17 protein-coding genes and 1 riboswitch are annotated in these 21,292 nt (G+C 67.3%); of the genes, 7 read left to right on the top strand and 10 right to left on the bottom strand.

All coding sequences use genetic code 11. The features are described 5' to 3' along the window. Nucleotides 1-96 precede the first annotated feature (96 nt). A riboswitch (cobalamin riboswitch) is annotated at nucleotides 97-279 on the top strand. 166 nt (nucleotides 280-445) lie between these two features. After that, nucleotides 446-2,707, top strand: coding sequence for a 5-methyltetrahydropteroyltriglutamate--homocysteine S-methyltransferase (gene metE, locus C7H75_RS05450; RefSeq protein ID WP_175280020.1), 2,262 nt, complete (start codon nucleotides 446-448; stop codon nucleotides 2,705-2,707). 43 nt (nucleotides 2,708-2,750) lie between these two features. On the opposite strand, the gene C7H75_RS05445 is transcribed toward metE, so the two are convergent. The 4 genes from C7H75_RS05445 to C7H75_RS05430 all read right to left on the bottom strand — a co-directional run bounded on the left by C7H75_RS05445 (nucleotide 2,751) and on the right by C7H75_RS05430 (nucleotide 7,411). Beyond that, nucleotides 2,751-3,746 carry an NAD(P)-dependent oxidoreductase gene (locus C7H75_RS05445; protein WP_233281863.1) on the bottom strand — a complete coding sequence of 332 codons (996 nt, stop codon included), beginning with the start codon at nucleotides 3,744-3,746 and terminating at the stop codon, nucleotides 2,751-2,753. Next, complete coding sequence (locus tag C7H75_RS05440; RefSeq protein WP_106851058.1) at nucleotides 3,655-5,106, bottom strand: MFS transporter; 1,452 nt, start codon at nucleotides 5,104-5,106, stop codon at nucleotides 3,655-3,657. The genes C7H75_RS05445 and C7H75_RS05440 overlap by 92 nt, the downstream gene beginning before the upstream one ends. A 119-nt stretch (nucleotides 5,107-5,225) precedes the next feature. Beyond that, nucleotides 5,226-5,951, bottom strand: coding sequence for a hypothetical protein (locus C7H75_RS05435; protein WP_233281862.1), 726 nt, complete (start codon nucleotides 5,949-5,951; stop codon nucleotides 5,226-5,228). 41 nt (nucleotides 5,952-5,992) lie between these two features. After that, complete coding sequence (locus tag C7H75_RS05430; protein ID WP_106851057.1) at nucleotides 5,993-7,411, bottom strand: short-chain fatty acyl-CoA regulator family protein; 1,419 nt, start codon at nucleotides 7,409-7,411, stop codon at nucleotides 5,993-5,995. A gap of 170 nt (nucleotides 7,412-7,581) precedes the next feature. Here C7H75_RS05430 and prpD point away from each other — a divergent pair, with 170 nt between their 5' ends. Genes prpD through C7H75_RS05415 form a run of 3 tightly spaced genes read left to right on the top strand, consistent with a single transcriptional unit; the run spans nucleotide 7,582 to nucleotide 11,118 of the window. Further along, complete coding sequence (gene prpD, locus C7H75_RS05425) at nucleotides 7,582-9,084, top strand: 2-methylcitrate dehydratase PrpD (RefSeq protein WP_106851056.1); 1,503 nt, start codon at nucleotides 7,582-7,584, stop codon at nucleotides 9,082-9,084. 1 nt (nucleotide 9,085) lies between these two features. Next, on the top strand, nucleotides 9,086-10,000 hold the full coding sequence (gene prpB, locus C7H75_RS05420) for a methylisocitrate lyase (RefSeq protein ID WP_106851055.1): 915 nt from the start codon (nucleotides 9,086-9,088) through the stop codon (nucleotides 9,998-10,000). Further along, nucleotides 9,997-11,118, top strand: coding sequence for a bifunctional 2-methylcitrate synthase/citrate synthase (locus C7H75_RS05415; RefSeq protein WP_005515194.1), 1,122 nt, complete (start codon nucleotides 9,997-9,999; stop codon nucleotides 11,116-11,118). Before prpB ends, C7H75_RS05415 begins: the two co-directional genes overlap by 4 nt. Before the next feature lie 169 nt (nucleotides 11,119-11,287). Here C7H75_RS05415 and C7H75_RS05410 read toward each other — a convergent pair whose 3' ends face one another. Beyond that, entirely contained in the window at nucleotides 11,288-12,733 is a 1,446-nt protein-coding gene (locus C7H75_RS05410; RefSeq protein ID WP_005515195.1) for an MFS transporter, read from the bottom strand. Nucleotides 12,734-12,927: 194 nt separating this feature from the next. Further along, nucleotides 12,928-13,545, bottom strand: coding sequence for a hypothetical protein (locus tag C7H75_RS05405; protein ID WP_233281861.1), 618 nt, complete (start codon nucleotides 13,543-13,545; stop codon nucleotides 12,928-12,930). A gap of 225 nt (nucleotides 13,546-13,770) precedes the next feature. Between C7H75_RS05405 and C7H75_RS05400 the strand changes: the two genes are divergently transcribed. Continuing rightward, complete coding sequence (locus C7H75_RS05400) at nucleotides 13,771-14,496, top strand: SOS response-associated peptidase (protein ID WP_064078524.1); 726 nt, start codon at nucleotides 13,771-13,773, stop codon at nucleotides 14,494-14,496. A 170-nt stretch (nucleotides 14,497-14,666) separates the two neighbouring features. Beyond that, complete coding sequence (locus C7H75_RS05395) at nucleotides 14,667-15,437, top strand: IclR family transcriptional regulator (protein ID WP_005515198.1); 771 nt, start codon at nucleotides 14,667-14,669, stop codon at nucleotides 15,435-15,437. Between the two features lie 131 nt (nucleotides 15,438-15,568). Here the strand turns inward: C7H75_RS05395 and C7H75_RS05390 are convergent, their stop codons facing one another. From C7H75_RS05390 to C7H75_RS05380, 3 genes are all read right to left on the bottom strand, one after another. Further along, nucleotides 15,569-16,729, bottom strand: a complete 1,161-nt coding sequence (locus tag C7H75_RS05390) for a 3-ketosteroid-9-alpha-monooxygenase, oxygenase component (RefSeq protein WP_005515199.1) — start codon at nucleotides 16,727-16,729, stop codon at nucleotides 15,569-15,571. A gap of 89 nt (nucleotides 16,730-16,818) precedes the next feature. Further along, nucleotides 16,819-17,091, bottom strand: a complete 273-nt coding sequence (locus C7H75_RS05385) for a hypothetical protein (protein WP_106851054.1) — start codon at nucleotides 17,089-17,091, stop codon at nucleotides 16,819-16,821. 101 nt (nucleotides 17,092-17,192) lie between these two features. Further along, the gene (locus tag C7H75_RS05380) at nucleotides 17,193-17,948 is read right to left on the bottom strand and encodes an SDR family NAD(P)-dependent oxidoreductase (RefSeq protein ID WP_084954643.1); all 756 of its coding nucleotides are present in this window, start codon (nucleotides 17,946-17,948) and stop codon (nucleotides 17,193-17,195) included. A 185-nt stretch (nucleotides 17,949-18,133) separates the two neighbouring features. On the opposite strand from C7H75_RS05380, the gene C7H75_RS05375 reads away from it, so the two are divergent. Further along, the gene (locus C7H75_RS05375) at nucleotides 18,134-18,715 is read left to right on the top strand and encodes a TetR/AcrR family transcriptional regulator (protein WP_005515203.1); all 582 of its coding nucleotides are present in this window, start codon (nucleotides 18,134-18,136) and stop codon (nucleotides 18,713-18,715) included. 64 nt (nucleotides 18,716-18,779) lie between these two features. Here C7H75_RS05375 and C7H75_RS05370 read toward each other — a convergent pair whose 3' ends face one another. After that, nucleotides 18,780-21,212 (bottom strand): ATP-dependent Clp protease ATP-binding subunit, encoded by a 2,433-nt coding sequence (locus tag C7H75_RS05370; protein WP_106851053.1) that lies wholly within the window; start codon nucleotides 21,210-21,212, stop codon nucleotides 18,780-18,782. Between the last annotated feature and the right edge of the window lie 80 nt (nucleotides 21,213-21,292).

The raw sequence follows: 21,292 nt of genomic DNA, 5'->3' as shown, positions 1-21,292 counted from the left end.
GCCCGATCGGCCTTTCCCCGGGGCCTATGCTGGACGGTGCAGCTGGTTCGCCGGGTGCGGTCGTGAGGAGCCCCGAAGACCGCCGCCGGCGTCGAAGCATCCGTGGTCGTGAGACCGGCGGATGTGAGAGGGAACCCGGTGGAAATCCGGGACTGTCCCGCAGCGGTGAGTGGGAACGACCGCCGTCATGAGCACTGGACCGACAGGTCCGGGAAGCGACGGCCAGTAGGTTTCGCCGGGTCGATTCCCGGCCGAGCGCCCACGAGTCCGAAGACCTGCCGACTGTGTCGGGCACGCCGTGCCCGACGGTCCACCGCCTCGTGGAGAAGGCGAGATGGGCGATGCTCGGCACTTCGTGCTGCCCGCTGGCGGGTACACACAGGGCTCGCTTACGTTCTCGTCTGCCGGCGGTGACCATCCACGCTGTGAGCAACTGGAGAACGACGTGACATTCGCTTTCACCGCAACCGTGCTGGGCTCCCCGCGCATCGGACCCCGCCGCGAGCTCAAGAGGGCCGTCGAGGCCTACTGGGCCGGGAACCTCGACGCCGCCGCACTCGCGGCGGTCGGCAAGGATCTGCGCCGACAGACCTGGACCGAACTCGTCTCCGCCGGGATCGACTCCGTCCCGGTGGGCACTTTCTCGTACTACGACCAGATGCTCGACACCGCTGTCATGTTGGGCGCGCTGCCCGAGCGGGTCGAGAGGATCGACGACGAACTGGACCGCTACTTCGCGGCCGCGCGCGGGACCGACACCGTGCCGCCGCTCGAGATGACGAAGTGGTTCGACACCAACTACCACTACCTGGTCCCCGAGATCACCGCCGCGACCAGGTTCGTGCTGAATCCGGGCAAGATACTCGGCGAGGTCGCCGAGGCCCGGGACCTCGGCATCCCGGCACGCCCGGTCGTGATCGGACCGATCACCTTCCTGCTGCTGTCGAAGTTCGACGACGGCTCCGCGCTCGAGCGCCTGGACGAGATCGTGCCCCTGTACGCGGATCTGCTGCACCGTCTCGCGGACGCGGGCGTCGAGTGGGTTCAGATCGACGAGCCGGCGCTCGTGGCCGACCGGACCGACGCCGAGCTGGCCGCGACCCGCTCGGTGTACGACCGCCTCGCCGCGCTCGACCATCGTCCCGCGATCCTCGTCGCGTCGTATTTCGGTGACCTCGGCGCGGCACTGCCGGTACTGACGTCGACGGGTATCGAGGGCATCGCCGTCGACCTGGTCGCAGGGTCCTCCGAGTCTGTGATCGCGGCGGAGGGACTCGAACGCAAGCACCTTGTCGCCGGCGTCGTCGACGGCCGCAACATCTGGCGCAACGGACTGGACGCCTCACTCGACACCCTCGAAATGCTGCGTGAGCGTGCGGGTTCGGTGGCCGTGTCGACGTCGTGCTCGCTGCTGCACGTCCCCTACACCCTCAGCGGCGAGGACGGTCTCGACCGGGCGCTGCGGTCGTGGCTGGCGTTCGGTTCCGAGAAGATCGGTGAGGTCGCCACCCTCGCGGCCGGGCTGCGCTCGGGACGCGGGGCGATCGCCACCGAACTGTCCGAGGCACGTGCGGCGGCCGCCACCCGGGTCGCCGATCCGCGACTGCACGACGACGCGATCCGCGAGCGCCTCGCCGACCTGACCGACGCCGACCGCACGCGGATCCCGGCGGCGGAGCGGCGCACCGTGCAGGCGAGTCGGCTGCCGCTGCCGCCGTTGCCGACCACCACTATCGGTTCGTACCCGCAGACCACCGCGATTCGCGTGGCACGCGCCGCGCTGCGCAAGGGCGAGATCGATCAGGCCGAGTACGTCCGCCGCATGCGGGCCGAGGTCGCCGACGTGATTGCACTGCAGGACGAGTTGGGGCTGGATGTCTTGGTACACGGCGAACCCGAACGCAACGACATGGTGCAGTACTTCGCCGAGCAGCTCGACGGCTTCTTCGCCACCGCGAACGGCTGGGTGCAGTCGTACGGCAGCCGCTGCGTCCGCCCACCGATCCTGTTCGGCGACGTGCGCCGACCGGAGCCGATGACCGTCGAATGGTTCACGTACGCCCAGTCACTCACCGACAGACCCGTCAAGGGCATGCTCACCGGCCCGGTCACGATCCTGGCGTGGTCGTTCGTGCGCGACGACCAGCCGCTCGCCGAGTCCGCCGATCAGATCGCCCTCGCGATCCGCGACGAGACGATCGACCTGGAAAGGGCCGGCGCCCGGATCATCCAGGTCGACGAGCCCGCGCTGCGTGAATTGTTGCCGCTGCGGGCGGCAGAGCAACAGCACTACCTGGACTGGGCCGTGGGAGCATTCCGGCTGTCGACGTCGGGCATCGCCGACGCCACCGCGATCCATACCCACCTGTGCTACTCCGAGTTCGGTGCCGTGATCGGGGCGATCGCCGGCTTGGACGCCGACGTCACGTCGATCGAGGCGGCCCGCTCACACATGGAAGTGCTCGACGACCTGGACGCGGTCGGCTTCGACCTGGGCGTCGGACCCGGCGTGTACGACATCCACTCGCCGCGGGTGCCGCCCGTCGACGAGATCGCCGCATCTCTGCGCGCCGCACTGAAGGTCGTTCCGTCGGAACGACTCTGGGTCAACCCCGACTGCGGCCTCAAGACACGAGGCTCGGTCGAGGTCGAGGCATCACTGCGCAACCTCGTCGACGCCGCACACATGGTGCGCGCGGAACTCTAGGCGATCGGGTCCGCCGCGACAGCGGAGGCGGGACCGGGGACCACTAGGGTAACCCGGCCCGCCGCCGGGTGGCCTCGGTGACGGCGGACCAGTCCTGGTCGGCCTGCCCGTGGGCGAGCGCGTCGAGGAACAGATCCTCGAGTACGCTGCCGAAGGGCAGGCCGACGTTCACGGCGTGCGCCTGGGCGAGCGCCAGGCGGACGTCCTCGAGTCCCAACGGCAGTCTGAAACCCGCGGGTTCGTAGCGGCGCTGTGCGATCATCGCGCCGTATCCCTGGTAGACGCCACCGGGGAACAGGCTGTCGTTCATGATCTCCATCAGCAGTTCGGGCGAACCGCCGACCTTCTCGGCGACCGTCGTGGCCTCCGCCATTGCCTGAATCGCGTTGGCGATCAGATAGTTTCCCAGAATCTTGACCACATTGGCCTGCGCGGGATCCTCGCCGATCCGCCACGTGCGTCGCCCGATGACGTCGAGCATCGGCGCCACCACGTCGATTGCACCCGGATCCCCCGCCGCTAGTACGGTCAGCTGTCCCGCCTCGGCCACCTCGGCACGCCCGAACACCGGCGCCGCCACGTAGAAGATTCCCCGTTCACTCAGGGCCGCTTCCGCCTCACCGGACTTTCCCGGGCTGACCGTGGCCAGATTGACATGCACGGAACCCGGTTTCGCGGCCTGCAACGACGGCGCCGACAACACCGACTCGGTGAAGGCGCCGTCGTCGGCCAGTGAACTGAACACGACGGACTTGTGAAGCACATCGGCAAGATCGGGCGCCTCGGACGCCCCGTAGTCGACGACGTCGGCGGCCTTGCCCGGACTTCGATTCCACACCGTCACGTCGTAGCCGGCCCGGGCGAGATTGCGCGCCATCGGCCTGCCCATCGTGCCCATACCCAGAAATCCGATGTCCACGTCAGGCTCCTCGTGGTCGGGACCGCGGTCACACGGTTCGCTCCACTGTAACGCCGTCGGGGTCGCTCGGAACCGACTCCGCCGCCGCGCTCCGGAAAAGCAGCGCTGTGGCAACGGCACCGATCAGCGCAACGACCGCGGCGCCCAGGAAGGCCGCCGAGAACCCGTCGGTCAGGGCTACCGGGTCACCGATCCGGTCGGCGCCGTAGGCAGCCGCGATGGCGGTCATGGCGGCGAGACCGATGGCCGAGCCCACCTGGTAGCTCGTGTTGACGATGCCGGAAGCGAGCCCGCCCTCCTCTGGCCGCGCCGCGGAGATCGCGGTGCCGAGAGTCGGGATGAAGGCGAGCGACATGCCGAGCGCCGCAACCAAGGACGCGGGAAGCACGTCGGTGACGAACGAACCGTCGGGACGCACGAAGGACAGCCAGACCATGCCGGCCGCGAGGAGCAGCAATCCGGCAACCGTCATGTTCTTCGGCCCGAATCGGCCGATTGCCCGAGGTGCGAGCACGACCATGCCGATCATGATCAGTACCGTCATGGGCACCAGGGCCGCGCCGCTGGGGAACGCGGTGTAGCCGAGGACCTGCTGCAGGTACAGGTTGAGGAAGAACCACATCGGGATCCAGGCGGCACCGAGGAGCAGTTGGGCCAGATTGGCAGCGCCGAGGTTGGGAGCCCGGAAGATGCCGAGACGGATCAGCGGTTCGCGACGGGTCGCCTGCAACGCGACGAATCCGACGAGCAGCGCAGCGGCACCTGCGAGAACGAGCCAGGTGCGGGCCGAACCCCACCCGACCTCCGGCGCCTGGACGATCCCGTAGACGAGGGCCGCCAGGCCCGCGGTGACGCTGACGGCGCCGAGCACGTCGATCCGACTGCGCGCGAGGAGCCCTCCGGGCGGCATGAGAGCAGGGGTGACGGCCAGAATGATCAGAGCGATCGGGATGTTGATGTAGAAAACCCAGGGCCAGCTGGCATATTCGGTGATCAGGCCTCCGAAGAACACGCCGGCGGTCCCACCCGCAGGCGCCGCGGCGCCGTAGAGCGCGAACGCCTTGGTCAGTTCGCGCGGGTTACCACCGAAGAGCATCATCAACATCGTCAGGGCAGACGGAGCGATCAGCGCCGCACCGGCGCCCTGCACCGCGCGCCCGGCGAGTTCGACGCCGACATCGGACGCCATCCCTGCCGCGGCCGAACCGGCGACCAGCGTCACCCAGCCGGCGGTGAAGACCCGGCGCGCACCGAAGAGGTCCGACAGCTTGCCGCCGAGAAGCAACAGTCCCCCGAACGCAACGACGTAAGCGTTGAACACCCACGACAGGTTCTCCTGGGAAAATCCCAGGTCGTCCTGCATCTGCGGCAGCGCGACGCCGATGATCGAGGTGTCCATGATGACCATGAACTGGGCAGCCGCGATGACAGCAAGGCCCAGCCAGCGACGAGATGCCGGCGGCGAACTGTGGTTGGACATGTTCCCTCCTCCAAACGTATTCGGATCGATCGACATCTTCGTTGATACCCTAGGGGGGTACCGTATGTCTATGATTCGATCGGAACCGCCGGCCGGGACGACCGGGGAGGAAGGACCGCCTATGCGGTCTCGGGAGGTGAGACGTAAAGGACCAATGCGCCGAGAGGCGACGTCAGCGCCAGGTCACGGATCTCGGCCACGAGCGCGTAGCGTCCCGGAGGGAGATCTTCGACATCGCGGGTAACAATGTTGACCCGCAGATACATTCGATCACCTGGCGCAATGTCGGGCAGTCTCGGCGCATCCGAGAACAAGAACAATCCCGGCACGATCCGCTGGCCGTTCTCGTCGAGAATCCAGCCGTGGACGGTCGTGCGGTCCCCCGCTTCGTTGACCCACGTCGTGTCCGCGGTGTTCACCAACTCGATCGTCACGCCGGGCAGCGCCCCGGCCCTGCAGGTGTGCTCACCCGCCCAGCGCAGTTCCAGACCGACACGGCGGGCAGCGCGGCAGCGGTGCACCCGGTGCGGACCGGGGTGCGCGCCAACCGTCCGGACCCCGTCTGCGTCGCCGACGAACACCAGCGCCCACGCATCCGACACCTCCCCGTGTGGAGCGGCGAAGACCTCGCGAGCTTCCGTGGCGTCTGCGCCGCGCGGGAAGAGCGGGCGCCACCCCCGACGCGGGAGGTCTAACACGGCGTCCGGGGACCTCATCTCGACGCGACTGTCACCGAGAAGATCCCACAACGACGACCCCGGCCCGTCCAGGTCGGCCGGGTCCACTTCGACCGATCCGACCTGGACCAGATCGGCTTCGGGACCGGATCCGGGATCCGTGCTCACTCCCCAACCGTGTCACACGACGGATCCGCATGCCGCCGGTTTCACGACGCCGGCGGATACGGCAGCCGACTGCTGAAGTCGACGTCCACGCGCACCGGGCGGCCGATCTGCGGAAATGCGCGCTGCGCGCAGTTCGTCCGCTCGCAGATCTTGCACCCGGCCCCGATCGGAACCGGCGACACCTGCTCGTCGAGGCGGAGGCCGCGCGAGTAGACGAGACGGTCTGCATGGGTTATGTCGCAGCCGAGGCCGACGGCGAAGCTACGGTCCGGCGTCCCGTACGGGCGGGCGCCGTCGTCGGTGGTGCGGGCGATCCACAGGTACGTTCGGCCGTCCGGCATCTGCGCCACCTGGGTGACGATGCGCCCCGGGGTGCCGAACGCGTCGTGGACCACCCACAACGGACAGCTACCGCCTACGCGGGAGAAGTGGAATGCCGTGGCGGACTGCCGCTTCGAGATGTTCCCGGCTCGGTCGGTACGGACGAAGAAGAACGGCACCCCGCGCCGATTGGGGCGCTGCAGCGTCGAGAGCCGGTGGCAGACGGTCTCGAAGCCCACCTCGAACTGCAGCGCGAGCATCTCGATGTCGTAGTGCAGGTGCTCGGCGGCGTCGAGGAACTGGGTGTACGGCAGCAGCAGCGCCCCCGCGAAGTAGTTCGCCAGGCCGATCTTCGCCAGTTCCCGGGCATTCTCACTCAGGCCGGTCGCCGCCTCGAGCTGTCGCTCGATCACCGCCGACTGCGTGAGAAACGCCAGCTGAGTGGCGATCTGGAACGCACGCTGCCCCGGCGAGAGGTGCCGCGACAGCGTCAGGATGCGATTGGTCGCGTCGTAGATGCGTTTCGGCCCGGGCCGGTCCGGCGGATCGGTGCGCAGGCGGACGACGATGTCATGTTCGGATTCGAGCAGTGCCGTCAGCTGTGTGTCCAACGATCCGATCCGAAGTCCGCCTTCGACGAACAGCTGCTCGGCGGCGTCGTCGAGCTGCGCGATGTGATTGTGCCTGTCGTAGAAGAAGTCTCGCACCTCTTCGAACGGCATCGGCGCCCCGTCGCCCGCAGCCGTGGGCGTCGCCAGATGAGCGCTGAACTGCTCGAGCTGCTCGGTTGCGGCCTGCAGCCTACGGTGGACACCGACGAGCGCGTGCCCGATCTCCGGCATGCGGGCGACGAACTCCTCGATGGTGGACGCGGACGGCGCCGGAGTGCCGAGAGTCGTCAACACGTCCTGCAGGTCGGCGGCCAGGCGCGCGTCGGACTCCGCGGCGAAGAAGTGGACATCGAGGTCGAACGTCGTATTGAGCTTGAGCAGCACAGGCACCGTCAACGGCCGCTGGTCGTTCTCGAGCTGATTGACGTAACTCGCCGACAGATCCAGGATGCGCGCGAGCGCGAGCTGTGTCAGACCACGCTCCTCACGCAGCCGGCGCAAGCGCGGACCGCCGTAGATCTTCTGCACCCTCGCGTCCTTCCACTCACCCCCACTCAAGCACAGCCGACACCATTCGCACCATTCGCAAACTCGGTCGATCCACACCACAAAAGTACGCATATTCAGGCTCTTTACCGCCGAACCCGGCCTGCATACGCTGCGAAACAGCAGCACCGGCCACATCGGAGGACACAGCTTTGAAGACACATCCCGTTCGTACCCGCCTCTCCGCGGAGAACTTCCCCAAGCACGAACACCTCGCGTGGAAGATCGCCGAGGTCGCAACCGACCCGGTCGAGGTGCCGGCCGACACCACCGAGATGATCGTCAACCGGATCATCGACAACGCGGCCGTCGCCGCCGCGTCCGTGACCCGTCGTCCCGTCGCGAACGCCCGGGCCCAGGCGCTGGCGCACCCGTACGCCCCCGGTTCGACGGTCTTCGGTGTCGGTGGCACCTTCTCGCCCGAGTGGGCGGCGTGGGCGAACGGTGTCGCGGTGCGTGAGCTCGACTTCCACGACACGTTCCTGGCCGCGGAGTACTCGCATCCGGGCGACAACATCCCGTCGGTCCTCGCGGTCGCACAGCACACCGGCCGCGGCGGCACCGACCTGATCCGCGGTCTGGCCACCGGCTACGAGATCCAGGTGGACCTGGTGCGGTCGATCTGCCTGCACGAGCACAAGATCGACCACGTCGCGCACCTCGGCCCGTCCGCCGCCGCCGGCATCGGCACGCTGCTCGGCCTCGACACCGAGACGGTCTACCAGGCGATCGGCCAGGCGCTGCACACCACCACGGCGACCCGTCAGTCCCGCAAGGGCGAGATCTCGAGCTGGAAAGCCTACGCGCCGGCGTTCGCCGGGAAGATGGCCGTGGAGGCCGTCGACCGGGCGATGCGCGGTGAGGGTGCCCCGTCCCCGATCTGGGAGGGCGAGGACGGTGTCATCGCCTGGCTGCTCGGTGGCCCGAACGCGGAATACGCTGTGCCGCTGCCCGGCCCGGGCGAGGCGAAGCGCGCGATCCTCGACACCTACACCAAGGAGCACTCCGCGGAGTACCAGAGCCAGGCTCCCATCGACCTGGCCCGCCGGATGCGCGAGCGCATCGGCGACCTGGACCAGATCGCGTCGATCGTGCTGCACACCAGCCACCACACCCACGTCGTGATCGGCACCGGCTCGAACGATCCGCAGAAGTTCGATCCGTTCGCCAGCCGTGAGACCCTCGACCATTCGGTGATGTACATCTTCGCGGTCGCGCTGCAGGACGGCACGTGGCACCACGAACGCTCGTACGCACCCGAGCGCGCGCAGCGCCCCGACACGATCGAGCTGTGGAAGAAGATCTCCACCGCCGAGGATCCGGAGTGGACCCGCCGCTACCACTCGACCGACCCGGACGAGAAGGCCTTCGGCGCCCGCGCCGAGGTCACGTTGAAGAGCGGCGAGGTGATCGTCGACGAGCTCGCGATCGCCGACGCGCACCCGCTCGGTGCCCGGCCCTTCTCGCGCGACCAGTACATCGCGAAGTTCCGCACCCTCGCCGAGGGCGTCGTCGATCCGGCCGAGCAGGACCGCTTCCTCGACGCCGCGCAGCGCACCCCCGATCTGAAGGCCGGCGAGCTGAACCAGCTCACGTTCACCGTCTCGGACGCCGTTCTCGCCCGCTCCCCCGAGTCGCCGAAGGGACTGTTCTGACGTGACCGGTCTCATCGCCGCTTCCACCTCCGCGGCCGACAAGCGCATCGCTTTCCGCTGGGGCCTGTCGTCGGGCAAGATCCAGCGCCTGCCCGGTGCGATCAACCCGTTGACCGCCAAGCTGATCCAGGAGATCGGTTTCGAGGGCGTGTACGTCTCCGGCGGCGCTTTCTCCGCCGGGCTCGGTCTCCCCGACATCGGGCTGACCACGCTCACCGAAGTCGTCTCCCACAGCAAGCAGATCGCCGGGATCACCGATCTGCCGGTGCTCATCGACGCCGACACCGGATTCGGTGAGCCGATGTCGGCGGCGCGCACCGTCCTTGCCGCCGAGGACGCCGGTATCGCCGGCCTGCACCTCGAGGACCAGGTCAACCCCAAGCGGTGTGGCCACCTCGACGGCAAGGCGATCGTGCCCACCGACGAGATGGTCCGCCGCCTGCGCGCCGCCGTCACGGCTCGGCGGGACCCGAACTTCGTGATCTGCGCCCGTACCGACGCCGCCGGTATCGACGGCATTGATGCCGCGATCGAGCGAGCCAAGGCCTACGCGGACGCCGGCGCCGACCTGATCTTCACCGAGGCCCTGCACACCGAGGCGGACTTCGCGAAGTTCCGCGCCGCGGTGGATATCCCGCTGCTCGCGAACATGACCGAGTTCGGCAAGTCCCGATTGATCCCCGCGCAGACGCTCGAGGACATCGGCTACAACGCGGTGATCTACCCGGTCACCACGCTGCGGCTGGCGATGGGCGCCATCGAGCGGGGCCTACGCGAGATCCACGCGACCGGCACGCAGGAGGGGCAGCTCGATCAGATGCAGACCCGGTCGCGGTTGTACGAACTGCTCGAGTACGAGCGCTACAACGAATTCGATTCCGGAGTCTTCAACTTCACGCTCGGAGGGAACCAATGACGAATGCAGTCCCGACGATCTACAAAGGCCTGGCCGGCGTCGTCGTCGACACCACCGCGATCTCGAAGGTCGTCCCCGAGACCAACTCGCTGACCTACCGCGGCTACGCGGTCCAGGACTTGGCGGCGAACTGCACCTTCGAACAGGTCGCGTACCTCCTGTGGAACGGTGAGCTGCCCTCGGACGCCCAGCTCGAACTCTTCTGCCAGCGCGAGCGGGCCAGCCGCCGTGCGGACCGGTCGCTGCTCTCGCTGGTGGCGAAGATGCCGGACAACTGTCACCCGATGGACGTGGTGCGCACCGCGATCAGCTTCCTCGGCGCGGAAGACCCGGAGGAGGCAGACAGCTCTCCGAAGGCCAACCGCGAGAAGGCTCTTCGCATGATGGCGGTGCTGCCGACGATCATCGCCGCCGATCATCGCCGGCGCCACGGTCTCGACCCGATCGCGCCGCACAGCCACCTCGGCTTCGCCGAGAACTTCCTGAACATGTGCTTCGGCGAGATCCCCGATCCGGAGATCGTCAGGGCCTTCGAGGTGTCGCTGATCCTGTACGCGGAGCACAGCTTCAACGCCTCCACCTTCGCCGCCCGCGTGGTGACCTCGACGCTGTCCGACATCTACAGCGCCGTCACCGCCGCGATCGGAACGCTCAAGGGACCGCTGCACGGCGGCGCCAACGAGGCGGTCATGCACGACATGCTCGAGATCGGCGAACCCGAGCGCGCCGAGTCCTGGATGAAGGACAAGCTGGCCCGGAAGGAAAAGGTGATGGGCTTCGGGCACCGCGTCTACAAGAACGGCGACTCGCGCGTCCCGACGATGCGCCAGGCCTTCTTCGACGTCGCCGCGAAGACCGGTGGCGAGAAGTGGGTCCGGATGTACGAGATCCTCGAGCGCACCATGAACGAGGCCACGGGCATCAAGCCCAACCTCGACTTTCCTACCGGGCCCGCGTACTACCTGATGGGCTTCGACATCGAGATCTTCACGCCCATCTTCGTGATGAGTCGCATCACCGGGTGGACCGCGCACATCATCGAACAGGGCGAGTCCAACGCCCTGATCCGACCGCTCAGCGAGTACACCGGCGTGCCGCAGCGCTCGGTGGTGGCCTGAGCCGGTGGCACACAGGTTCTGCCGGGATCACACCGCGGTTCGACTACGACAAAGTGTGTGTTCCCGAGAAGTACTGTGTGACGCGACGCCGCGGAGGACGTGAGGCAAATACCTCGGGGCCCGCACCGGAAGACGGTGCAGGCCCCGAGGCGTCGAAAGTGTTGCGAGACTAGCCCTCGCCGCGTCGTCCGACGGTGATGCCGAAGGCCAGGACCGCGCCGAGCAGTGCGGCGCCGGCGGCGACCATGAAGGCCACGAAGAACCCGTCCGAGCTGTAGACGGGGCCGGCGGGGCCGACCGTCATGACGTGCTGCGCCAACAGCGCGAAGCCCACCGAGGACAGCATGCCGCCGAACATCGACTGCGACAGACCGGTGAAGTTGGCGCCGATCGCGCGCTGGTCCTCGGGCAGCGCCATCATCACCAGGTTCGGGATCGCGGCGTAGATCATCGAACCGAAGCCGATGAGACCGTACGCGCACACGACCTGCCATGCCTGGTCCGGCGTCGTCGCCAGCCAGGTGGCACCCAGCGCGATGAGGACGGCGCCGAGAACGAGGTGCTGACGGAAGCCGATGCGCTTCGCCGTCGCGCCGACGAAGACGCCACCGAGGACGATCAGGCAACCGCCGGGCAGCATCCACAGCGCCATGTCGGTGACCGTGAGTCCGAAGCCGTAGTCGGCCGCTTCCTTCGGGGTCTGCAGCAGCATCGGAATGAGCGTCGCGGTGAGCGTCGTCGCGCCGTAGGCGATGCCGCCGGCGAGCAGCGTGATGCCGACCTTGCGGCTGGCGAGCACGTCGATGCTGATGAGCGGTTCGGGCACGCGGCGCTCCCAGACGACCCAGGCGACCGCGAAGACGACGGTGACGGCGAGCGTGCCGACGGTCTTTCCGCTCAGCCAGCCCCAACCGGCGCCCAGGGACAGCGCGAGCATGACGGTGAACAGCGCGACGGTGAGCAGGAAGGCGCCGAGCCAGTCGACGGAAACCTTGGCACGCACCGGAGTTTCGGGGACGAAGAACAGCGTCAGCAGTCCGCCCACGGCGCACAGCCCGAAGGAGAACCAGAACACCGACGAGACACCGGAGTGGTCGAGCATGTAGCCCGAGATCAGTGGCGCGACGACGGTGACGACACCGACGCCGGTGTTCGCTATGGAGATCGACATGGCCTGCAGGCGAGCCGGGAACACGTCGCGGATCAGCGAGTAACCGAGCGCGGTGAAGGCGAAGCCGACACCGGACAGGAAGCGGCCGACCAGCAGGATCGGGAACGTCGGCGCAACCGCCGAGATGAGCGCACCGAGGCTCGCGATCGCGGCGGTGACCACGAGAATGCGCTTCTTGCCGTAGACGTCGGCGAGCTTCCCGAGAATCGGCGACGCGATGGCCGCCGCCAGAACCAGCGCCGTCATCACCCAGACCACCTGCGTGGTCTTGTACTCCGCAGCGATCTTCGGGAGCGCGGGAGTGAAGAGGGCGAAGGCAAGCGCCGCCTGCTCGGTGAGCAGAACGAGGATCAGCAGGACACGGATCCAGTACCCGGTCGAGCCGCCGGCATCGCCGGGGCCCCGCACGGGGGCTGCGTCGCCCTGAGAGACGGAGACTGCCATTTCTACCTACACATTCCGGTCTGGGGTCCAACAGTGACCGGACGCACATTAGGAGGTGAGACGGGACTCACCTTCATCGCTTCCCGATGAACGGGAAGGTGGCATGGATCGACGGACGCACCCCCGCCGCCGACGCGCCGTCTTCGACCAATCCGATTGCCGCTTCGTCACTTTCGCGGAGCACCGGGCCCCGCTCAGGCAAGGGCGTCGAACACCTCCGCCCAGTTGCCCCCGGCTACCTCCATCGCATTCGCGATCTCGCGGAGGATGTCGCGTGCGATCTGCTCACGCGTGGACCCGTCGTCGGGATCCTCCGTTCCCTTGATCGCCCTGATGCCCTCCCCCGCCGCGGTGAATTGCTCCTTCCACTGCCCGGCGGACGACAGAAGGAATCTCAGGTGGTACGGAAAGCTGAAGTCGGGCATCGGTGTCCCGGATTCCGCGACGCGCTCGAGCGAGGTGACGATCGACCGCAGTCGCGCGGACTCGAAGGTGCACGACTCGGGCTCCGCCAATTCGGAGGACCCGGCGGATCCGTCGACCAGACCCTGCCAGTACTCACGATCGTGGAGACCGTCTCGCTGTTCCATGTGGGTCTCCGCGAACACCGACATGAGTCCGCTGTCGCTGATGAGCGGGGACAGGACCAGATCCTCGCTGTAGTCGTAACCGAAGAAGTACCGTGTGCCGTCGACCTCGATGGACTCGATTCCGCCGATGTGGCGGTAATCCCGAAGCAGCGGCACGGGAATGTCCGGCGCCGCGTCGGCACCGTCGGGTACTCCACTCTCGCCGCATCCGTGGGATCTCATCGCCGTTCCTTTCATCCACGATTCCGACCTTGTTGCCCGCAGTCGATCGAGTGTACGAATCGGCGCTCCGGGGGGGAGCCCACGGGAGCGCAGCCCGGACGCATGCCGTCCGAGGGGCGACCGCACGCATCCGGGCCTTTCCGGGCCGGCAGCGCGCTCTGCCGCGCAAGTGTCCGTGGTGCGGATATCGTTCGCGAGGTACCTGCGACGACGGGAGACGCGCGCGTGTGTGGACGGTATGCCTCGACCACGACCGACAAGGAACTGCGCTCGCTGTTCGATGTGGCCGAGTCGGTGGGCCCCGAAGTGCCGCCGTCGTACAACGTCGCCCCCACCCGACAGGTTCGCGTCGTGCTCGAACGCGCGCCCCGCAGGGAGCCGCGAGCAGGCGCCGAGCGGCAGCTCAGGACCGCCAAGTGGGGTCTGGTACCGGCGTGGTCGAAGGACCCGAAGATCGGCTCCCGGTTGATCAACGCCCGCTCGGAGACGATCACCGAGAAGCCCAGCTTCCGATCGGCCGCCGCGAAGCGCCGCTGCATCATCCCGGCGGACGGATACTTCGAATGGATGAAAGACGCCGAAGGAAAGAAGATTCCGTACTTCCTCCACGGCGACGACCCGGTCCTCGCGATGGCCGGCCTCTACGAGCTGTGGCCGGACCCGTCCAAGGCCGAGGACGATCCGGACCGCTGGCTGTGGACCACCACCGTGCTCACCACACAGGCGACGGACGCGACCGGACACATCCATGACCGCTCCCCTGTCATCCTGCCCGCGTCGTTCTGGGAGCACTGGCTCGACCCCTCGATCACCGACCGCGACGAAGTGCAGGCGATGGTGAACTCCATCCCCGAACCGCATCTGCAGCCCTACCAAGTGAGCACGGCGGTCAACAACGTCGAGAACGACCGTCCGGAGTTGCTGAACCCGGTCGGCGAGGACGAGAAGTAGAGCGGCGCCGGACCGCTCCGGGCCTCATGGCATCGGGATCCGGTGCATCACCGAAACGAATCGACGGGGCGGCTGGAGCGACGCGGCTCACGCTGATACAGTTCGCACCACTTGATTGAACGCTTGCTCAATCAGACTGGAATGCGAGCACCCTGGAGGTTCAGAACGTCATGACGACGACAGACGCAAGCTCCCCCATCGCAGTCATCGACCGTGTCGCAGTCCTGCTGGACGCATTCCGGGAAGCCGAGCGGTTGACCCTGTCGGAGCTCTCGCGGCGCACCGGGTTTCCCCGGTCGTCGACGCACCGCATGCTGCTGCAACTGGTTCGGATCGGCTGGATCCGCCGACACGGGCACGCCTACGAACTCGGCATGAAGATGCTCGAGCTCGGCTCCCTCGCGCAGCACCACGATCGTGTGCACCAGGCGGCCCTGCCGGTGATGCACGAACTGCACAACGCCACCGGACTCGTCGTCCACCTCGCGGTGCTCGACGGCCCCGACGTGCTGTACCTCGAGAAGATCGGCGGCCGTTTCACGCTGTCGGTCCCGTCGCGCGTCGGTGGGCGCCAGCCCGCCCACCGCACCGCGATCGGCAAGGCGCTGCTCGCGAGCTCGCGGATCGATGCCGAGTCGGTCATGCCGCATCCGGTGGTAGGCCCCACACCGAACTCCATCGGCGATGCGGCGCGACTGCGCGTGGAGCTCGCACGAATCCGTGAGCAGAGCATCGCGCACGATCGGGACGAGACCACCGTCGGCGTCTCCTGCGTGGCAGCGGCGATCGGCGACGGCAAGAACACCGTCGGCGCGGTCTCGGTGTGCGGCCCCACCAAGAGCATGAACAGCTCGGCCCTGGTGGCACCGGTCCGCATGGCCGCGCTCGCGACGTGGCGGCACATGACGAGCAGCCGCACCCTGCGCCCCATCCCTGCCTGACACTCCCCCACACGACGGAGGGGTGGTTCCGCCGGTCGGCGGAACCACCCCTTCGTCGTTGCCCGCACCCGCGAAAACAACTGTGCCCCTGCCCGATGATCGGCAGGGGCACAGTCGGTGCCGTCGGCGGACTAGACGTCGGCAACCAGCTCGACGGGCTTGACGCCGTTCGCCACGTTGTCCGCGACGACGTCACGCCAGTTCTGCTGAGCGCGGGTCGTGTCGACCTCGAACTCGAAGCGCTTGGTCATGTCCTCCGTGACGTCTGCGACGTCCACGTAGAACTGCTGGTACCAGCGACGCAACTGGTAGACCGGGCCGTCTTCCTCGGTCAGCAGCGGGTTCTCGATCCGGCTCTTGTGGTTCCAGATCGCGATGTCCTGCTTGAACTGGTGCTCGACGCCCTCGGTGAACTGCTCCGCCATCGCCTTGGCGTCCTCGTCCGACAACCCCTCGGTCCGCTTGACGATGGTGCCCCACTGCAGGATGAACGAGTTGTTCGTGATCGGGTAGTGGCAGTTCGCCAGCTTCGTCTCGACCTTGATGTCGCCGGCAACCGTGTAGACGGTGTCGAGCATGAAGGACGGGCCGAAGTACGAAGCGTCCGAGATGGTTTCCGCCTCGGCCATCCCGAGCTGGACACCGGTCTGGATGTCGTCACGCCCACCCGACCGCATCACCTGGGTCGCGACGTGGCCCTCGAAGACGTTCTTGAAGTAGGTCGGGATCTGGAAGTGCACGTAGAAGAAGTGCGCCATGTCCACCACGTTGTCGACGATCTCGCGGCAGTGCGAACCCTCGACGACGTAGGTGTTCCAGCTCCAGTCGCTCCAGCCACCCTCGTCGTAGCCCTCGATCTGCGGGATCGTGACTTCGGCCGGCGGCGGGTTGCCCTCCGGGTCGTTGTAGACGAAGAAGAGACCGTTGCGCTCGAGCTTGACCCACGCCTTGGTCTTGGCGACCGGAGGAACACGACGCGCGTAGGGGATGTCGGTGCACTTGCCCTTGCCGTTCCAGCGCCAGTCGTGGAACGGGCAGGCGATGGTGTCACCCTTGATCTCGCCCATCGCGAGGTTGCCACCCATGTGACGGCAGAACGCGTCGAGCACCTGCAGCTCGCCCTTGCTGTCCTCGAACACCACCAGGTCGGTGCCGAAGATCTTGACCTGGTGCGGCTTTCCGTCACGGAAGTCCTGCGCGCGGCCGATGCAGTGCCAGCCGCGAGCGAAGCGGTCGGGATTGCTGCCCGCCACGATCTCCCGGACCTCGACGTCGTCGGAAATCTCGGTCATCTTGCCTCCTTCGAAGAAGTGAACGCTTCCCGCCCATGTGCGAGCAGCGTCGAAAAATACGGAACCGCAGAGAATCTGGTTCCGGCGCTTTACGAGTACGGACGGACTTCCGCCGTGGACCCCGAGACCGGCACGGTCCGGTACGACTCGCCCAGACGCCCCTCGGCGACCGCCTCGTCGATGCTCTCGGTCAACGCACCGCACGTGCGCACGTACATGCTGTGCGTTCCGTCCGCCGCGGCGTCACGGAACTCGGCGCACGCCGTCTCCGCATCCTCGAGCCACTGGGTGCTGGTGTGCGTCGAGCTGTACTTCTCGACGAGTACGCGGTTGCCGCACGCTCCGCATTCGACCGGCTGCATTGCGCGATCCTTCCGTTGGAACTGTATTGGTCCACCGTACGAGCAGTGGGCTTGCTCTTTGCTGTCGATTTCCGTTGAGCGGTAAAGAATTCGGTGCTCCACTACCTCAGGAAAGCCTGCCCTCCGTCGACCGGCAGCGAATGCCCCGTTATGTAGCGGGCGGCCGGGCTGCACAGGAACACCACGGCCGGCCCGATGTCCGACTCGGCGTCACCCAGACGACCGAGCGGCACGCTCCGCAGATACTCCCCGTAAGCCTCCGGATTCAGCTCTGCCCACTCGTCCATCAACGGGGTCGACGCCAGCGGGAGCACCGCGTTGACTCGGATCCCGTCGGTGCCCCACTCGCACGCGGCGGTGCGCGTGAGCACCCGCACCGCTTCCTTCGCGGCCGCGTAGGCACCGGTACCGGTCGGATCCCATTTCAGCCCCGCGGCGGAGCCGAGGTTGACGATCGAACCGCGACCCTTCAGATGCGGGTGGCACGCGCGCATCAGCCGCAGCGTCGCCAGCGGACCCGAGTTCATGCTGCCGTGGTAGTCGTCTTCGCTGACATCCAGGAGCATGCCGTGAGCCGGGGTCTGCGCGTTGTTCACCAGGATCGACAGGCCGCCGTATCGGTCGACCACATCCGCGACCACGGCGTCGATGCGTTCCGCGTCCGTCACGTCACACTGCAGTGCGACGGCGTCACCGCCGCGACGGACGATCTCGTCGGCGGTGTCGACGACCTTCGACAGCGTGCGCCCGACGACCGCGACGCGCGCGCCCTCGGCGGCCAGCGCCAGGGCGATTCCACGTCCGATCCCCTGACCGGCCCCCGTCACCAACGCGACGTCGCCCTCGAGTACACCCATCAACTGCTCCCACTTCCGATCTCGGCCACAACTGCCGACCATTGTGATCCAAGACACGAGATTGAGCAAGCGATCAATCAATGTAGGATTGCCTGGCCAGGTTGGTCGGGGGCGGTGCGGTCGCAGGTAGCATGAGGCGCCTCGACCGGCAACCGATCGACCCAGGTACAGGGGGAACAACCGCGATGGATCCGCAGGAACGTCGGCGCCAGATACTCGACCGTTCCGGCGAGATCTTCGCGACCAAGGGCATCTCCGCCACGACGGTGCGGGAGATAGCGGACGCCTGCGGCGTCTACTCGGGCACGCTCTACCACTACTTCCCGTCGAAGGAAGCCATCGTCACCGAGATCATCCGGGTGTACGTCGACGAACTCTACGAACGCTGCTCCCAGGTGATCGCCGAGAACCTTCCCCCGATCGAACGCCTCGAGGCCCTCGTCCTTGTGGCGATCGACGCCGCCGAACGTCATCGCCACGCCACAGCGATCTGGCAGGTCGAGACGGACTACATGCGAGACAAGATGCTCGAGGCCAGCTTGGACGACAAGGGCGACTTCGCGGCAGGTTTATGGATGCAGTGCATCACCGAGGCCCAGGCGGACGGCGAACTCCGCTCGGATGTCGATGCCGCGACCTTCTACCAACTGATGCGGGACTCGGTGTGGCTCACCAGTCGGTGGTTCCGCGCGTCGCCGCAGAAGTCCAATGCCGACTTCGCCCGCGAGATCACGTCGATCTACATCGACGGACTCCGCGTGCGCTGAGGGCAGCACACGACGAAGGGCGGGACAGGTTTTCACCTGTCCCGCCCTTGTCGTCGTCTCGGCGTCAGCTGACCACGAGATCCAGTTCGTCGTCGGTGACCTTGACCGTGATCCGCCCACCGGCGTCGAGGACGTCGTCGAGCAGCAGATCGGCGATGCGGTCGTCGACCTCACGGGCGATGGTCCGGCGCAGCGGCCGTGCCCCGAACTCAGGCTGGTGCCCGTGCTCGGCGATCCAGTCCACCGCATCGGGAGTGAACTCGATGTCGATGTCCTGAGCCCGCAGGCGATCCCGGCTCTCGCCCAGCAGCAGATCGGTGATCCGGTGCAGCTGCTCGGCCTCGAGCTTGCGGAAGATCACGATCTCGTCGATCCGGTTGAGGAACTCCGGCCGGAACGACTCCCGCAGGCGGCCCATCACCCGATCGCGCAGGGGCTTCTCGGTCGCCGCGGCGTCACCGGTGGTGAAGCCCAGCGCCCCGCCCTTGCTCGAGATGATGTCCGAGCCGAGGTTGCTCGTCATGATCAGGACGGTGTTCTTGAAGTCCACCGTGCGGCCCTGGCCGTCGGTGAGCCGTCCGTCGTCGAGCACCTGGAGCAGCACGTTGAACACATCCGGGTGAGCCTTCTCGATCTCGTCGAGCAGGATCACCGAGTACGGGTGACGTCGCACCTGCTCGGTGAGCTGACCGGCCTCGCCGTAGCCGACGTAACCCGGAGGCGCCCCGACCAGTCGGCTCGCGGTGTGCCGCTCGCCGAACTCGCTCATGTCGAGCCGCAGCATCTTGCTCTCGTCACCGAACAGCGACTGCGCCAACGCCTTCGCCAGTTCCGTCTTGCCGACGCCCGTCGGACCGAGGAACAGGAAGCTACCGACCGGACGACGGGGATCACCCATGCCGGTCCGGCTGCGTCGCACCGCTCGTGCGATCGCCTTCACCGCATCCTCCTGGCCGACGACCCGCTGATGCAGTTCGTCCTCCAGTCGCCGCAGACGCTCCTTGTCCTTCTGTGTCATCTGGCTGGCCGGGATTCCCGTGGACCGCGCGACGATCTCCGCGATGTCCTCGGCAGTCACCGACGGCGTCCCCACCACGACGGGCTCACCTGCGCGAGTCTCGGAGAGTCGCTTCTCGGCTCCCGCGATCTCGTCGCGCAGCTGCGACGCGCGCTCGTAGTTCTCGGCGCTCACCGCATCTTCCTTGGCCTTCTCCAGTCGCGCGATCCGCTGCTGCAGCGCCTTGGCATCCGGATTGGATGCGCCGAGCTGCAGGCGCTTCCGCGCGCCGGCCTGGTCGAGCAGGTCGATCGCCTTGTCCGGCAGGTACCGGTCGGCGATGTACCGCGACGACAGTTCGACGGCAGCGGAGATCGCCTCGTCGGTGTAGCTGACGCGGTGATGCTCCTCGTACCGCTCGCGCAGCCCGCTCAGGATCGCCTTGGCGTCGTCCTGGCTGGGCTCGTTCACGGTCACCGGCTGGAACCGCCGCTCGAGCGCGGGATCCTTCTCGATGTGCTTGCGGTACTCGTCGAGCGTGGTTGCACCCACGATGCGCAGATCGCCGCGAGCCAGCTTCGGCTTGAGGATGTTTCCGGCATCCATGGCACCCTCGCCGCCGGCGCCCGCACCCACGATGGTGTGCAGCTCGTCGATGAACACGATCAGCCGGCCGTCCTGCGCGACGATCTCGTCGACCGCCTTGGTCAGCCGCTCCTCGAAGTCGCCGCGGTAGCGGGTTCCGGACAGCATGCCGGCCAGGTCCAGCTGGACGATCTTCTTGTCGGCCAGCACCTCCGGGACGTCTCCGTCGACGATGCGCTGCGCCAGACCCTCGACGACGGCGGTCTTGCCGACGCCGGCCTCACCGACCAGAACCGGGTTGTTCTTGGTCCGGCGCGCCAGGATCTCGATGGCCTGCTCGATCTCGTCGCTACGTCCGATGACCGGGTCGACGCCGCCGGAGCGGGCCCGCTCGGTCAGGTCGGTGCCGTACTTGTCGAGCGTCGGGGTGGCCGACTCCTGCTGCGGCTCCGCAGCACTCGCGTTCACCGCGGACTGCATCGACTCCGGCGTGACACCGGCGGACGCGAGGATGCGCCCGGTCGTCGAGTCCCCGTTGGAGACCAGCGACAGGAAGATGTGTTCAGGATCGATGTAGGTCGATCCGAGTGCGCGCGCGATCTGGTGTGCGTCGAGCAGCGTCCGACGTCCGGCGGCCGTGACCGTCGGAGAGATCGAGACGGCTTCGCGACCACGGGGCAGGTGCGCCTCCGCGTCCTTCGAGATCGCCTCCGGGTCCCCACCCACTCGCTTGACCATGTCGCGCACCGGGTCCTTGACCGCGGCCACGTGCAGGATGTGCAGTGCGTCCAGGCCCGTGTCACCGCGTCGGGCCGCGAACTGCGCAGCCTCGGCCATGAGCTGCTGCGTGTCGCTGCTCATGAGACGGGTGATATCGATGCGCCCGGGCCCCTCGGGCCCGAAGAATGCCGGCATTCGCAGCCTCCTCCAAAGTTGAGTCTTACTGACTCATGGAACATGCCTCCGCGAGATTCAATTCCCGACCGTCCAGGATC

It is taken from the genome of Rhodococcus (subgen. Prescottella) equi (assembly GCF_003013675.1).
GTDB classification, from domain to species: Bacteria; Actinomycetota; Actinomycetes; order Mycobacteriales; family Mycobacteriaceae; genus Prescottella; species Prescottella equi.
Note: the sequence above shows the minus strand (reverse complement) of the source record. Positions and strands in the feature narration are given on the sequence as shown.

Excerpts from the sequence above, each read along its gene's own strand:
- C7H75_RS05440 (WP_106851058.1), bottom strand. The coding sequence starts at position 5,106 with ATGTCCAACCACAGTTCGCCGCCGGCATCTCGTCGCTGGCTGGGCCTT.
- C7H75_RS05415 (WP_005515194.1), top strand. The coding sequence starts at position 9,997 with ATGACGAATGCAGTCCCGACGATCTACAAAGGCCTGGCCGGCGTCGTC.
- C7H75_RS05410 (WP_005515195.1), bottom strand. The coding sequence starts at position 12,733 with ATGGCAGTCTCCGTCTCTCAGGGCGACGCAGCCCCCGTGCGGGGCCCC.
- C7H75_RS05405 (WP_233281861.1), bottom strand. The coding sequence starts at position 13,545 with ATGAGATCCCACGGATGCGGCGAGAGTGGAGTACCCGACGGTGCCGAC.
- C7H75_RS05395 (WP_005515198.1), top strand. The coding sequence starts at position 14,667 with ATGACGACGACAGACGCAAGCTCCCCCATCGCAGTCATCGACCGTGTC.
- C7H75_RS05390 (WP_005515199.1), bottom strand. The coding sequence starts at position 16,729 with ATGACCGAGATTTCCGACGACGTCGAGGTCCGGGAGATCGTGGCGGGC.
- C7H75_RS05385 (WP_106851054.1), bottom strand. The coding sequence starts at position 17,091 with ATGCAGCCGGTCGAATGCGGAGCGTGCGGCAACCGCGTACTCGTCGAG.
- C7H75_RS05380 (WP_084954643.1), bottom strand. The coding sequence starts at position 17,948 with ATGGGTGTACTCGAGGGCGACGTCGCGTTGGTGACGGGGGCCGGTCAG.
- C7H75_RS05375 (WP_005515203.1), top strand. The coding sequence starts at position 18,134 with ATGGATCCGCAGGAACGTCGGCGCCAGATACTCGACCGTTCCGGCGAG.
- C7H75_RS05370 (WP_106851053.1), bottom strand. The coding sequence starts at position 21,212 with ATGCCGGCATTCTTCGGGCCCGAGGGGCCCGGGCGCATCGATATCACC.